The sequence below is a fragment of the Streptacidiphilus neutrinimicus genome (genome assembly GCF_000787815.1).
GTDB classification, from domain to species: Bacteria; Actinomycetota; Actinomycetes; order Streptomycetales; family Streptomycetaceae; genus Streptacidiphilus; species Streptacidiphilus neutrinimicus.
Genome location: NZ_BBPO01000050.1, coordinates 39,031 through 53,448 on the forward strand (window position 1 = coordinate 39,031; position 14,418 = coordinate 53,448).

At 72.6% G+C, this 14,418-nt stretch carries 11 protein-coding genes; 3 read left to right on the top strand and 8 right to left on the bottom strand.

The window, feature by feature from the left end; genetic code table 11:
* Positions 1-35: 35 nt before the first annotated feature.
* On the bottom strand, positions 36-479 hold the full coding sequence (locus tag TR48_RS27055) for a hypothetical protein (RefSeq protein ID WP_042372018.1): 444 nt from the start codon (positions 477-479) through the stop codon (positions 36-38).
* A 282-nt stretch (positions 480-761) separates the two neighbouring features.
* Positions 762-1,607: a 16S rRNA (cytidine(1402)-2'-O)-methyltransferase gene (gene rsmI / locus TR48_RS27060; RefSeq protein ID WP_042372020.1), complete on the bottom strand. Its 846-nt coding sequence runs from the start codon at positions 1,605-1,607 to the stop codon at positions 762-764.
* A gap of 277 nt (positions 1,608-1,884) precedes the next feature.
* Here rsmI and TR48_RS27065 point away from each other — a divergent pair, with 277 nt between their 5' ends.
* Together TR48_RS27065 and TR48_RS27070 are read left to right on the top strand one after the other, a co-directional pair.
* Positions 1,885-3,672 (top strand): dolichyl-phosphate-mannose--protein mannosyltransferase, encoded by a 1,788-nt coding sequence (locus TR48_RS27065; protein ID WP_236652350.1) that lies wholly within the window; start codon positions 1,885-1,887, stop codon positions 3,670-3,672.
* A gap of 205 nt (positions 3,673-3,877) precedes the next feature.
* Positions 3,878-5,548: a penicillin-binding transpeptidase domain-containing protein gene (locus TR48_RS27070; RefSeq protein WP_236652351.1), complete on the top strand. Its 1,671-nt coding sequence runs from the start codon at positions 3,878-3,880 to the stop codon at positions 5,546-5,548.
* A 47-nt stretch (positions 5,549-5,595) separates the two neighbouring features.
* Here the strand turns inward: TR48_RS27070 and TR48_RS27075 are convergent, their stop codons facing one another.
* The 4 genes from TR48_RS27075 to TR48_RS27090 all read right to left on the bottom strand — a co-directional run bounded on the left by TR48_RS27075 (position 5,596) and on the right by TR48_RS27090 (position 11,679).
* A complete protein-coding gene (locus TR48_RS27075; protein ID WP_439654497.1) occupies positions 5,596-7,299 on the bottom strand; it encodes a N,N-dimethylformamidase beta subunit family domain-containing protein in 1,704 nt (567 codons plus the stop codon).
* Between the two features lie 176 nt (positions 7,300-7,475).
* Positions 7,476-9,062, bottom strand: a complete 1,587-nt coding sequence (locus TR48_RS27080; protein ID WP_236652352.1) for a glycosyltransferase 87 family protein — start codon at positions 9,060-9,062, stop codon at positions 7,476-7,478.
* A gap of 188 nt (positions 9,063-9,250) precedes the next feature.
* Positions 9,251-10,066: a response regulator gene (locus TR48_RS27085; protein WP_268873605.1), complete on the bottom strand. Its 816-nt coding sequence runs from the start codon at positions 10,064-10,066 to the stop codon at positions 9,251-9,253.
* On the bottom strand, positions 10,063-11,679 hold the full coding sequence (locus TR48_RS27090) for a sensor histidine kinase (RefSeq protein ID WP_161789917.1): 1,617 nt from the start codon (positions 11,677-11,679) through the stop codon (positions 10,063-10,065). Before TR48_RS27090 ends, TR48_RS27085 begins: the two co-directional genes overlap by 4 nt.
* A gap of 340 nt (positions 11,680-12,019) precedes the next feature.
* Here TR48_RS27090 and TR48_RS27095 point away from each other — a divergent pair, with 340 nt between their 5' ends.
* Positions 12,020-13,369, top strand: coding sequence for a glycoside hydrolase family 18 protein (locus TR48_RS27095; protein ID WP_042372022.1), 1,350 nt, complete (start codon positions 12,020-12,022; stop codon positions 13,367-13,369).
* Between the two features lie 36 nt (positions 13,370-13,405).
* On the opposite strand, the gene TR48_RS27100 is transcribed toward TR48_RS27095, so the two are convergent.
* Positions 13,406-13,618, bottom strand: coding sequence for a hypothetical protein (locus TR48_RS27100; protein ID WP_042372024.1), 213 nt, complete (start codon positions 13,616-13,618; stop codon positions 13,406-13,408).
* Positions 13,619-13,712: 94 nt separating this feature from the next.
* The coding region (locus TR48_RS27105; RefSeq protein ID WP_042372049.1) for a PfkB family carbohydrate kinase at positions 13,713-14,418 on the bottom strand (706 nt) is incomplete at its 5' end.

The following is a 14,418-nucleotide window of genomic DNA, read 5'->3' on the forward strand; positions in this document are numbered from 1 at the left end:
ACAGGCGTGGCCCCGTCCGGGTGACCAGTCTTCGGTCAGTCCGCTCGACGCGCGCTCCACCAGTGCCGGCGGTGCGGCTCCGCCGACCCGGCCCCGGGCGCCGCGGGCGCGGACCCCGTCACCGCATGGGCATCGTGAGGAGGGCCGGCCGGAGCGTCGGCCATGTGCTCGGCCAGCAGCTGCGCCTGGCGGGCGCTCTCGTCCTGGTACCGCCCCGCGTTCGCCCTGGCCACGCGCCCGGATGCCATGATCCGCACATGCGGACCGCCACAGCCCGGACAGGCGGGGTGCGTCAACGGCGAGGCGACAGGTACGCCGTTGGCCTTGTAGCGGTAGACCATGTGGCCGCTGTAGTCGACGACGTGCTCGATCTCGTACGCCTGCTCCCAGACGAATCCGCAGTTCAGGCAGGCGAAGGAGTAGGCCTCGTGGGCCGGCTCGAGCTTCTGTCGACGTGTGGGCGCGGAGGTTTCGCTCATGACGTGCTCCCAGTGCCCGGCGGGCGTCCGCCCGGAGCGGGACTTTCTCGTCCCCAATGATTTCCCCGCGACGGAGACGATCCGCTGTGCCGCGAGTTTTCTTTGGGGAGAGTTGGCTCTTCTTGGCGTCCCCGGGACTTCACATGGGGATTGCGAGGGCGCTTCTTTGTCCGCTATTTGCCTATTCCGCCACCGTACGCCCCGTTCGGGGGAATGGTAAGCGGAGGTAAGCGGAGCGGGAATGCACCCGAACGGCGGCGACGCCGCAGGCCGGGGAGCGCGTCAGGAGGCCGACTTCGCCGCCACGACGGCGTCGAAAACCTCCCGCTTGGGCAGCCCGGCCTCGACCGCGACCGCGGCGATCGCCTCCTTGCGGTGCTCACCGGCGTCCACCCGCAGGGCGACGCGGCGGGCCAGCTCGGCGGCGTCCACGGCGGTCGGGGGCGCGGCCGGTGCGCCCGCCACCACGACGGTGATCTCGCCCCGCACCCCGTCCGCGGCCCAGTCGGCGAGCTCGCCGAGCCGTCCGCGCTTGACCTCCTCGTAGGTCTTGGTCAGCTCCCGGCAGACCGCCGCGTCCCGCTCGGCGCCGAAGGCCTCGGCCATCGCCTTGAGCGACTCCTCGATCCGGTGCGGCGACTCGAAGAACACCATGGTCCGCGGCTCCGCGCTGAGATCCCGCAGGCGGGCGGCGCGCTCGCCGCCCTTGCGCGGCAGGAAGCCCTCGAAGCAGAAACGGTCCACCGGCAACCCCGACAGCGCGAGCGCGGTCAGCACCGCGGACGGCCCCGGCACGGCGGTGATCCGCACGCCCGCCTCGACGGCGGCGGCGACAAGGCGGTAGCCCGGATCGGAGACGGACGGCATCCCGGCGTCGGTCACCAGCAACACCCGGGCGCCGCCGAGCAGGGCCTCGACCAGTTCGGGAGTGCGGCCGACCTCGTTGCCCTCGAAGTAGGAGACGATCCGCCCGGTCGGCGCCACGTCCAGCGCCTGCGCCAGCCGCCGCAGCCGCCGTGTGTCCTCCGCCGCGACGACGTCCGCCTCGGCGAGCTCCTTCGCCAGCCTCGGCGGCGCGTCCTCGACGTCACCGATGGGGGTTCCAGCCAGCACGAGTAGACCTGTCACCCGCCCATCCTCCCATCTGCCCGAGCCCCGCCCCCGCAACCGTTCCTCAACCGCCCCGGCACAGCCCGCCCCCTGGAACCCGCCCTCGCAACCCGACCGTCCGGGCTCGGCCGGTGGAGCTCGTCCCCCGAACCCCACCGCGCCGGGCTCGGCCGGGGAACTCGCCCTCAGGACCGCCGCCCCGAGTGGGCGGGAACCGGCGGGGCGGGATGTCTCCGGGTGTCGAAGATCCCGTGGATCCTCTGGTCTGGACAGGATCGGCCCCTACGATGCAGGCGTGCATGAAGACAGGACGGACACGCTGACCGCCGCCACCGCGCAGGGGACGACGCCGCCCTCGCCGTGGGCGCGCAGACTCACCCGGTACGGCTACCGGCCGAGTGAGCGGACGTCGCTGCGGGAGCGGCTGGTGCCTCCGATGCCGGACGGGCCCGGCGTGCCGACAGGCGCGCCCTCGCCGGTGCTGGCGCGGCTCGGCCTGCACGTCCCGCTGGGCCTGTGGCAGTTCGCCTGCCGCTGGGCGGGCTGGATCGGGCCGCTGGTCCTCACCGCGTTCGCCGGCGTGATGACGTTCTGGAAGCTCGGCACCCCGAACGCGATCATCTTCGACGAGACGTACTACGCCAAGGACTCCTGGTCCATCTGGCACTACGGCTACGAGCGCAACTGGGCGGACAACGCCAACACGCTCATCATGCAGACGCCGCAGCACATCCCCACGCCCACCGGCCCGGAGTTCATCGCGCACCCGCCGGCCGGCAAGTGGGTGATCGGGGTCGGCGAGGAGCTCTTCGGCCTGAACCCGTTCGGCTGGCGGTTCATGGTGGCGCTGCTGGGCGTCCTCGCGGTGCTGATCGTCTGCCGGATCGGGCGGCGACTGTTCCGCTCCACTCTGCTCGGCTGCCTCGCGGGGCTGCTGCTGGCCGTGGACGGCATGCACTACGTGATGAGCCGCACCGGGCTGCTCGACCAGATGGTGATGTTCTGGGCGCTGTGCGCCTTCGGCCTGCTGCTGATCGACCGCGACCGCAGCCGCGCACGCCTCGCGGACCTGGTCGGCGCGACCGTCGACAACCCGGACGCACCGCCCAACGACGAGCTGGCGACCTCCGCCCGACTCGGCTGGCGGCCGTACCGGATCCTCGCGGGCGTCTGCCTCGGCCTGGACTGCGCGACCAAGTGGAACGGCCTGTGGTTCCTGGCACTGTTCGGCGTCATGACGGTGGTCTGGGACGCGACGGCCCGCAAGGCCGCCGGCGCGCGCCGCCCGTACCTGACGGCCGCGCTGCACGACGCGCCCTGGGCGGTCGTGTCGATGGTCGTCGTGGCGCTGCTGACCTACGTCGGCTCCTGGTCCGGCTGGCTGGCCACCTCCGGCGGCTACGACCGCAACTGGGCCGCGGGCCGTAAGGGCCTGTCCCCGGACTCCCTCGGGCCGCTGCACCATCTGCCGCAGTTCGACATGACGTGGGTGCCCGCCGCGCTGCGCAGCCTGTGGCACTACCACTCGGAGATCTGGGACTTCAACACCAACCTGCACACCCCGCACACCTACATGTCCAACCCCTGGAGTTGGCTGGTCAACGCGCGGCCGGTGTCGTTCTACTACGAGTCGCCGACGCAGGGGAAGAGCGGCTGCACGGTCGCGCAGTGCTCCAGCGAGGTGCTCGGCATCGGCACGCCGCTGCTGTGGTGGACGGCGACCTTCGCGCTGCTGTACAGCCTCTACCGGTGGTTCTTCCGCCGCGACTGGCGGGCCGCCGCGATCTGCGTCGCCGTCGCCGCCGGGTACCTGCCCTGGTTCCAGTGGCAGCAGCGGACGATCTTCCTCTTCTACACGATCGACTTCGAGCCGTACCTCGCCCTCGCCGTGGCCTTCATGATCGGCGCCATGCTGGGCCACGCCCGCGCCCGGGGCGACCGCCGCCTGCTCGGCGCGATCGGGGCCGGCGTGCTCGTTCTCGCGATCATGGCCAATTTCCTGTATTTCCTCCCGCTCTACGACGCCCAGGTCATTCCGGTCGACGACTGGCGGGCCCGAATGTGGTGGCCCTCCTGGATCTGACGGATCCGACGCCCCCTCTGGATGCCCTTCCCGACGGCCCGCCATGGAAATGGCGGGCCGTCAGCTGAATGCGGACGGATAACGGTTCCTGGATTCGCCTTCCAGGACTGTGAACGCACACGTACCATCCCTGCGACAAGTGGACGGTGCACAGGGGGCACACGCGTCACGGACGCACCGTCACGGAGACAGGGGGAACGGGGCCGTGCACAAGGGAGCGAAGATCGCCGTAGCCACAGTGGTGGCGGCCATGCTGGCGGGCGGAGGATACGCCGCCTTCAACGTCGGGCACGCGGTGCTCGGCTCGCCGGGCGGCCCGGCGACCTTCAACGCCTCGGACCTGTCGACGTCGGCGCCCAGCGGCACGTCCGCGCAGACGCAGGCCACCGCCTTCCTGCAGGCGTGGCAGGCGGGCCCCGACCACTACGCGGACGCGGGCAAGGCCTCCGACTCCCCGCTGACCACCCAGGCGGCGCTGCAGAAGTACCACGACGGCCTCGGCCTGACCGGCATCTCCTTCTCCCACATCGCCGCGACCGGCGCGACCTCGCGGGGCGGCGCGGCCGAGACGGTCGGCTTCGACGTCTCCGCGCAGGTCAAGGGCGGCACCTGGACCTACAAGGGCTCACTCGACGTGGTGCAGAGCAGCAACGGCAAGACGGCGGTGCGCTGGGCCCCGTCGGTGCTGTTCCCGTCCCTCGGCGACGGCCAGTCGCTGCAGGCCGGTCCGGTCACCACGAGCGCCGCGTCCACGACGATCACGGACCAGAACGGCGCCCCGCTCACCGGGGCCCAGTTTCCCTCCCTGCAGGACATCCTCTCCACGATCGCCCAGAACGCCACCGCCTCCGGCGGGGCGAGCGGCACCGGCGTCGAGGTCGTCGACGCCTCGGGGTCCGACGTCGCCGCGGCCAAGGTGTTCTCCCAGCCGAAGGCCGCGACGATCAAGACCACGATCGACGCGAAGCTGCAGGCCGCCGCCGAGCACGCGGTGAAGCTGTCGCAACTGCAGAACAAGAGCACCGGGGTCGTCGTGGTGCGTCCCTCGGACGGCCACATCCTCGCGATCGCCTACAGCGGCAGCGACGGCGACATCGCCATCAACGCCTCCCAGCCGCCCGGCTCCTCGATGAAGATCCTCACCTCGGCCGCGCTCTTCGACCAGGCCGGGATGAGGCCGAGCTCCACCGCGCAGTGCCTCACGCAGCAGCCTGCCGAGTCGGAGACCTTCCACAACGAGTCGGACGTGCCCAACCTCCCGCAGGCGTCGCTGGAGGAGGACTTCGCGCGCTCGTGCAACACCGGCTTCATCTGGGCCGCCTTCGACAAGCTGGTGCAGCACGGGCAGCCGTCGTCCGCCCTCGCCGACGAAGCCACGAACGTCTTCGGCTTCGGCGACTGGCACATCGGCGGCGGCGTCCAGACCAAGGACCCGAGCGTTCCGACGGATGAGCAACTCGGCGACAACCCAGCCCAGTTCATCGGGCAGGGCAGGGTCACGGCGAGCCCGCTGGTCATGGCCTCCGTCGCGGCCACCGTCCAGCACGGCTCGTTCAAGCAACCGATCCTGCTGCCCGACCAGCAGCAGTCGGCCGCGCCCTCGTCCCTCTCCGCCACCACCGACAGGTACCTGCAGGAGATGATGCGGGCCGTGGTCAGGGAGCCCTACGGCACGGCCAATCCGGTCCTGGGCGACCTCTCCGGCACCGTGGGCGCCAAGACCGGCACCGCGGAGACCCCGAACAACGGCACGGACGGCTGGATGACCGCGTACAACGACGACATCGCCGTGTCGTCCGTGGTCATCGGCGGCAGCTCGGGAGCGGGCACCGCGGGCTACGTCGTGCGCGCCCTGCTGCAGGCGTCCGGCTCCTGAGGGAGCCGCCCTGAGCTCTCCTCAGAAGGGCTCTCGGGCGGCTCGGTTCACCCGTAGACGGCCTGGACGTTGTCCTTGGGCGCCGGCCGGTGGTTCGCGGCCGGCCCCAGGGCGAAGGCGTTGAGCAGGTTCTCGGTGACCTTGGTGACGAAGCCGGCGGTGCGGGCGTTCATGCCGTGGTCGCCGCCGTCGTCGCGACCGCCGGCCATCAGGCCCTCGACCCAGCGCATGGTGCCCGAGGCGAACACCCCGGCGCCGCTGCGCGCGGTGTAGTAGGCCGTGTCGGAGTGGCTGTGGTCGCCGTTGCAGACCAGCGGCGAGTGGGCCAGGATCTCGATCGGCCGCGGCGTCGGCGCTCCCGGCGTGACCCGGTCGTACTCGACGCCGACGAGGTGGTGGAAGGAGTCGCCGGCACGGACGCCCGTGCCCTCGAACAGCCAGTGGTCGGGGCTGTGCACGACGTAGGGCGCGTCGGTCGGGTAGCCCTCGTAGAAGACCCCCGTCATGGACGACTCAGGGTCGGCCGCGGGGCCGGAACGGAAGTCGGTCGTGGTCAGCGCGCGGTCCTGCAGGTAGGCGGGATCGTCGCGGTAGTCGGTCTTGTAGCAGACCACCGTCCGCCCGCCGTCCTCGACGCGGATCCGCCGGAAGCAGGTGTTCGCGCCGAGGAAGGCGACGTTGGTGCCCGCGTCCCGGGCCCTGGTGACGGACTGTCGCTGCTGGGGCGTCCAGTATTCGTCGTGCCCGAGGGAGAGCACGGCCGTCGCTCCGCCGAGGATCGACGGGTCGGTGTGGACGTCGATCCCGGTGGTGTAGGCCAGCGGCAGCCCGAGGCGTTCGGCCAGGACGACCAGGGCCCGCTCGTAGACGAGGAACTTCTGCGCGCCCTCGTCCGTGTAGGGCCGGTCGAACGAGACCTTGAGCGCCCGGCTCCCGTAGCTGCCGTCCACACCCTGGTAGAGGCTGGTGCCGCCCCAGGTGTTGTAGGCCTGCCAGGTCGCCGTGCCGTGCATGACCAGGATCCGCCCGTGGGCGTCCTGTGAACGCAGCACCAGCGGCACCCAGCGCTGACTGCCGTTCACGGCGTCGAGCCGCAGCAGATAGGCGCCCTCGGGCCAGCCCCGGGTGTCGAGCGTCAGCGACGGCTTCCAGCCCGCCTTGACGGTCCGGGTGGCGGGCTCGATGACGGGAGCGGCCTGCCGCTCGCCGGGCATCCGCGCCGACCGCCATACCAGGCGGGCCTGCTTGCCCGCGTACCAGCCGACGCGGTAGGCGGACACGGTGAACGCGGACGCGGTCGTCGACACGCTCAGGGCGACGGGCTCTCCTGGCAGGGCCGACGCCTTGTCGGTGTAGCCCTCGATGGCGTCGGGCGCGCCGAGTCTGGCGATCCGCCAGTCGGCTGCCCCGGGTCTGGCGTTCTCGGCGAGCGTGGCGGCGGACTGCACGCCCGTCGGCACGGGCCCCGCCGCGGACGGGGTGTGCCCTTTCCCGTGCACGGACCGGGCGGTCGTGTCGCCCGACCCGCAGCCGCTCAGGCCGGCCACGCCGACGACCGCCCCCGCGACCGCCGCAGCCCCCAGCACTCCGCGACGCGTCAGTCCGCGTCCCGCACGCGCGCCCGCGTCCGCCCCGGCGCCTGCCCCCGGGCGGGCGTCCGCCCCCGCGTCCGTGCCCGTCTCGGCGCCCTCGCCCGCGGTCGCGCCTATGCCCGTGGCGCCCCCTGTACCGGCCTCCGTGCCGTCTTCCACCCGCCCCGCCCTCCTCTCAGCCGACGCTCAGCCTCGGGTCGTCATCGAACGACATTACGCGCCCCGGACGGCACGGCCACTCGAAGCGGTCGAGACGGAGAGGCGCCGGTGGAGGCTCCATCAGAGGAGGTGCGGGGGTGGTCCGATGGTTCCGCGACGGCGGAAGGGTGCTCCGACTACGACCGGGCCGCGGCACTCGCCGCGTGATCGGCCTGGTCTTGGTCCGTCCGGTCCACCTGGGCGGACCGCTCGCCGCGGGGGGCGCCGTCGGTGCGGGAGACGCGGTCGGCTCGGTCGGTGCGCGTCCGCGCTGGGCGCAGCGCGCGATCGGGGTGCGCCGCCGCCCGCGCGTGGACCGCATCCCGGCTGGGAGCCGGGGCATCGGACTCGGCCGTGCCGGGTACCGAAGCGCGCCCGTGAACAGCCAGGCGGGACGCCACGCTGTGAACCTCCCCCGCATCGTCGGCCGGGTCCTCGTTGCTCGCCAGCAGGACCGGCACACTGTCCGGCCGACGCGTCCGCAGGGCCAGCCGCGGCCACAGCACGAGCAGCACCGGCAACTGGAGATAGCCGAACCGTCCGGCCGGGGCCAGCAGGAAGGCGAGCGCGACACCCAGCGCCAGCCGGTCGCACGCCACGCGCGCGTCGCGCGGCGGCCTGGCGACCAGCCAGGCGCAGACGGCCAGACCGCTCAGCCCGAACAGGACCAGCGAGGCCGTCCGCCCGTCGGGGCCCATCTGGGCGAGGATGTGGCCCGGGAGCGGGCTGCCCGCCGGCGTCCGGACCTTCGACAGCCCCAGCGGGAAACGGACCACCTGTTCCAGCATGGCCTGCGGGAAGGCCAGCGCGAACGGCAGCACCAGCACGCCGCCGACCAGCCCCGTCCACAGCAGTCCGCGCAGCGCGGCCCTGCGCCCGCCCATCTGCAGGAGCAGCAGCAGCGCCACGGGAACCGCCGGCCACGCCGTCCACTTGAGGGCGCAGACCAGGCCCAGCACCACCCCGGCGCGCGCGGCGTTCCCGCGCCCGGCGAGGGCCAGTGCCAGGATGCAGCCGCCGATCATCGGCAGGTCCACCCCGCTCACCGCCGCGGGCAGCGCGACCAGCGGCGACGCGACCACCGCCGCAAACGGCACCGCGAGGGGGCCGCCGCGCAGGATCCGCCAGGCCAGGACGAGGCAGAGGAGGAACGCCAGCAGGAACCAGATGCGCGCGTCACCCAGGACGGCGGGGAGCACCAGGTGCGGGAAGCCGAACAACGTCATGCCCGGCAGATACGGCGTGTAGCCCGTCCAGTGGGCGGGGTGCGGCAGGTAGGGGCTGCCCGTGTGCACGAGCCGGGCTGCCGACTGCTGCACCACGAAGACCTCGGACTGTGCCTGCCCGAGCACCAGCAGCAGCACGAGCGGGATCACGATGCCGCCCAGCAGGGCGATCGCCACCGCCACCCGGATCGGCCGGGCCGCGTCGCCCGACCGTCCGCGCGGAAGCAGCGCGGCGACGAGCGCGGCCAGCAGGTAGCCGGCGCCCGCCGACCAACCCCAGGCACGCTGCGACGCGAGGTTCGAGATCAGCGGGAACCCGAAGGCCCACCCGGCGCAGACCACTGCGCCCAGCACCCACGGCGCGCGGCTGTATCCCCCCGCCGCGCCACTCCTCCGAAGCCCTGCACCGAACTGCCGCACACGCTGACGCGGCAGCAGACGCGCGGCGGCTCGCCGTGTCTCCGCGGTCTCCCCGGAACGGGCATGAGTCGTCGTCACGCTGCCACATTAGGAAGACCCGGCCCGGCCTGTCGTCACACCACAGGGTTGTTCACCCATCCTTCCCCGGTAGGGGGCCCACGCATGCGCGGGCACGCTGGGTGACGAGGCGGCCCGCCCGCGCACTACCGCAATCCGGGCGCCACCCGAACGGCGGATCACGTCCTCCTGCGCGTCACTCCCCCGTGTCACTCCCCGCCCGCGAGGCCGTGCTCGTAGGCGAACACGACCGCCTGGGTGCGGTCCCGCAGCTCCAGCTTGGCGAGGATGCGGCCGACGTGCGTCTTGATGGTCTGCTCCGACAGCACGAGCTCGTCGGCGATCTCCGAGTTCGACAGCCCGCGGGCCACCTGCCGCAGCACGTCCAGCTCGCGCGCGGTCAGGCTCGCCACGGCCTCGGGCCGCAGGTTGCCGGCCCGGCGGCGGCGCGCCACGTCCGCGATGAGACGGCGCGTCACCGACGGCGCGAGCAGCGCCTGACCAGCCGCGATGACGCGGACGGCGTTGATGAGGTCGCGCGCCGGTGCGTCCTTGAGCAGAAAGCCGCTGGCCCCCCTCGCCAGCGCCTCGTACACGTACTCGTCGAGGTCGAAGGTGGTCAGGATGAGGACGCGCGGCCCCTGCTCGCCGCCCGCGTCCACGATGGCGCCCGTCGCCGTGAGCCCGTCCATGCCCGGCATCCGGACGTCCATGACGACCACGTCGGGCGTGAGCTCCCGGGCCAGCTGCACGGCCTTGACCCCGTCGCCGGCCTCGCCGACCAGCTCTATGTCGGGCGCGCTGGACAGCAGCGCGCCGAGCCCGTCGCGGACCATCTCCTGGTCGTCGACCAGGAGCACGCGAATCGTCTCCTGTGCGTCCCGCACGTCCCGCTGCACGCTCTGTCGCGCGTCCGGATGCACGTCCGTGTTCACACCCGCGCGCTCGTCCGGATGCGTGTACGGCGCGGGTTCCGCCATGCCCTGGGGCCGCGCCGTGTCCGCGGGCTCCGCCGCCTGTGTCACCCTTCCCCCTGTCCGTTCGGGTGTCCGCCCGGTCGTTCACCGGCGCGCCCGTCCCGCTGTCCGTTCACGTGCCCGTCGCCCATCTCCACGTCGAGGTGACCGCCCAGCGCGTCGAGGCCGCCACCACCGGGGTGTCCGGCTCCGGTGAGGTCGACGACGGCCGGCCCGCCGTTTCCGTTCCTGACTCCGTCCCTGCCGGTCCCGTCCCTGCCGGACCCGCCCGAGCCGGTGCTGTCACCGCCGATGGCCTCGTCACCGACGCCGTCGGCGGTGACGTCCCTGAGGACGATGCCGTTCGTGCTCGATTCTCCACGGCCGTCGCGGGTCCGCACCCGCGGACCGTCCATCGGCAGCCACGCCGTCACCGCGAAGCCGCCGCCGCTGCGACGTCCGGCCCGCAGCGTCCCGCCGAGCAGCGCGGCGCGCTCACGCATGCCCGTCAGCCCGTGACCGCCGTTGCCGCCCGGCGGCAACGGCGCGCGACTGCCGCCCGGGCCGCCGTCGTCGATCACCTCGATCCGGACGCCACCCGAGGAACGCTCCACTTCAATGGCGACGTGCGCGCCGGGCGCGTGGCGGCCGGCGTTACTCAGGGCCTCCTGGACGATCCGGTACACGGACACGTCCACGACCGACGGGACCCCGTCCGGGCCGCCGGTCAGCGTCAGGTCCACCTGCATACCGGCCCCGCGCGCGGCCCGGACCATGTCCGGGATTCCGTCGATGCCGGGCTGCGGCGCGCGCTCCGCCCCCTCGTCCTCCTCGCGCAGCAGCCCGATGACGCGGCGCATCTCCGTCAGCGCGGTGGTGGACGCCTCCCGGATCGCCGTGAACGTGCGCCGGGTCTGGTCGGGCAGGCCCGGTTCCTTGTAGGGGGCCGCCTCGGCCTGGATGGCGATCATGGACATGTGGTGCGCGACGACGTCGTGCAGCTCACGGGCGATCCGGCTGCGCTCCTCCAGCACCGCCTGCCGGGCGAGCCCCGCACGGCGCTGCTGCTCGGCCTGCTCCAGGTGCCGCTCGGCCTCGAGCCGCGAGTGGATCGACTCCCCCAGCACGAGCACCAGCGTCACCGCGACGACCGCGACCCCCAGCACCACCGGCGGCAGATCGACCAGCAGCAGGGCCGGCAACAGCACGGCCCCGGCCGTGAGCAGGTCGACGCCGATGGCGATGTCCCGGCCGTAGCGCTGGGCCGTCACGAACACCAGGACCACGAACGCGATGCAGGAGCTGACCGGCCACGGCCAGAACGGCGTCGGCGCGTGCCCGACCTCGGCGAAGGTCGCCAGCGTCAGTCCGAGCGCGCTGAGCCGCCACGCGGCCAGCGGCCGCGACACGACCAGCAGCAGCGGCAGCGCCTGCAGCGCCGCCAACGCCCAGGCCAGGCTGCTGGGCACGAGCTGCACCAGTTGCTGGTCCGCGCTGGCCGCGAGCACGAGCACCGCGACGAGCCCGGTCACGCCCAGGGCCAGCCGCGCCGTGCGCCCGAGCTGCGGCGCGAACGGCACATGCCGGTCCGGCGCCGCCCACGCGGCATCCCCGAGCAGCCGCGCGACGCGGCGACCCCGCCCCCACGCGCGGCTCACAGCGTTCCGCAGTGCGCTCCCCATGACGGGGCCAGCGTAATCCGCTCCCAGGTCGCGGACATCCGGGGCACAGCCCGAGATCGCGGTCGAGCCCGGTTTTCCGGACTTTCGCACGTCCCCTCGCATCGTCCGCGCACACGCGTCCCGGCGGCCGGGACCGGGCCCCGGCGGCCCGCCCGGCGGGGGCCGTAGAGCCATTGACCCTTCGGCTGACTGGCCTATACCTTCCCTCTCATTGGTCTATGCCAATGCTCCGCCGCTCCGTCTCGCCCTTCCCGCACGTTCCTTGCCGCGCCCTCTTTCAGGCGCTCCTTCTCTTTCACGCGCTCTTTCCTGCTTCGAGGCATCCCGTCGAGGAGAGTCCATGCCAGCGAACCGTCGTGCCGCCGTTCGTTCCGCGGCCGTTCGTCGTGCCGCCGTCGCCGCGGCGACGGCGGCCTGCGCCGCCGCACTGATCGGCACCGCGCCCGCCCACGCCGCCACCCCCGCTTTCGGCGGCGGCGACGACCAGGGCAGCTCCCAGAAGCAGCTCATCGGCTACTTCACCCAGTGGGGCATCTACTCCGGCTCCTTCGAGAAGAACCTGATCAGCAGCGGGGAGATCAGCCACCTCACCGAACTGGACTACGCGTTCAGCGACGTCTCGGCGGACGGCCTGTGCTCGAGCGGCGACAGCTGGGCCGACTACCAGCGCCCGTTCGCCGCCACCGAGTCCGTGAACGGGCAGGCGGACGCCCCGGGCCAGGCGCTGATGGGCAACTTCAACCAGCTGCGCGAGCTCAAGGCGCGCTATCCGCACCTGAAGATCGTGATGTCCATCGGCGGCTGGTCCTGGTCCGGCCAGTTCTCTCAGCTCGCCGCCACCGCGGCGTCTCGGCAGAAGTTCGTCGCCTCCTGCGTCGACCAGTACCTGAACGGCGACATCCCCGGCCTCCCGGCGGGCGCCGCGGCGGGCATCTTCGACGGCTTCGCCGTCGACTGGGAGTACCCGGGCCTGCCCGGCAACGGCAACCCCTACGGACCGCAGGACACACCGAACTTCACCGCGCTCATGCAGGAGTTCCGCCACCAGCTCGACACTGCGGGCCGCGCGAACGGCGAGCGCTACCTGCTGACCGCCAACACCTCCGCCAGCCCCACCGCCGCCGCCAAGCTGCAACTGCCGCAACTCGCCAAGGTCGTGGACTGGTTCAACGTCATGACCTTCGACTACCACGGCAGCTGGGAGGCGACCGGCCCCACCGACTTCGCCTCTGCGCTCCACCAGGACCCGCGCGACCCGAACCCGGCGGACAACCAGTTCAGCATCGACCAGGCCGTGCGGTACTACGAGCAGCACGGCGTGCGGCCCGACAAGATCGGCCTCGCCGTCCCCTACTACGCGCACACCTGGACGGGCGTCGCACCCGGCCCGCGCGGCGACGGGCTCTTCCAACCGGCCACGGCGGGCGGCGGCACGCCGGACTACAACCAGGTGGTCACCGCGCCGGGGCAGACGTACTGGGACCCGATCGCCAAGGAGCCCTACAAGTACGACCAGGCGAGCGGCACCTTCTACACCTACGACAACCCGCTGTCCCTCTGGTACAAGGGCCAGTACATCCGGGAGCAGGGGCTGCGCGGCACCTTCGTCTGGTCGATGGACGGCGACACCGCCGACGGCAGCCTGACCGCCGCCCTCGGCGCCGCGCTCGGCACCGGGCAGCACGGCTGACATCGGCTCAACTCGGCACGTCGGCAGGCATCACGTTCATGCGCGGCGCGGATCGGCCTCGGGCTGTTCCGTGCCGCGCGGACACGAGTGCCGGATGCTGTATCCGAAGGAGAGGATCGCCGCGCCCGTCAGCCAGGCAGCGAAGAATCCGAAGGTCAGCGCGTGCAGGCCGAAGATGACATAGCCGCAGGCGGCGATCGACAGCGCCACGATGATCGCCCGCCGCAGCTGCCGGTGCGGGTCGCGCACCTCCTCCCGGCCGTCGAGACGGCGTCCAGCCCGATGAAGGAGAAGCGGGTGCTGGACGCCGCCGTCCGGTGCTGCCGGTGCTGCGCGTGGGGGCTCACTCCCCGAGCGCGTGGGCGACTTCCGACCGGGTCGGCAGGGAGGGCTGAGCGCCTGCCAGTGTGGTGCTGAGCGCGGCGGCGACATTCGCGCGGCGGACGGCCTCGTGGAGACCGTGGCCGTCGATCAGGCCACAGGCGAGCGCGCCGCAGAAGGCGTCGCCCGCCGCGGTGGTGTCGAGCGGTGTGACGGGATGGGGCGGGACGAAGGCGACGGCTCCGTCCTCGCAGAGCAGTGCGCCCTCCCTGCCCAGGGTGACCACCACCGCCGCGGGGCCGCGCAGCTGACGGGCCGCATCGGCGACGGCGTGCAGGTCGGGGAGGTCGTGGCCGACCAGGCTGGCCAACTCCTCGCGGTTCGGCACCAGGATGTCGACCATGTGCAGCAGATCGAGAGCCAGCTCGCGGGCCGGGGCGGGGTTCAGCAGCACCGTTCCACCCGCGAGCCGCGCTGCGGCGGCGACGGTCTCCGGCGGAACCTCGTGCTGCAGGAGAGTGACGGTCGCGTCGCGGAGCAGCACTCCCTCGGATGCGCAGTGCTCCGGAGAGAGAGCGGTGTTCGCGCCGGGACTCACGATGATCGAGTTCTCGCCGGTGGTGTGATCCACGGCGATCAGCGCCCGGCCCGTCGGAAGTCCCTCGACCGGCAGGACCCGGGTGGTGTCCACGCCCTCCAGATCCAGCACCCGCCGCAGCCTGGCACCC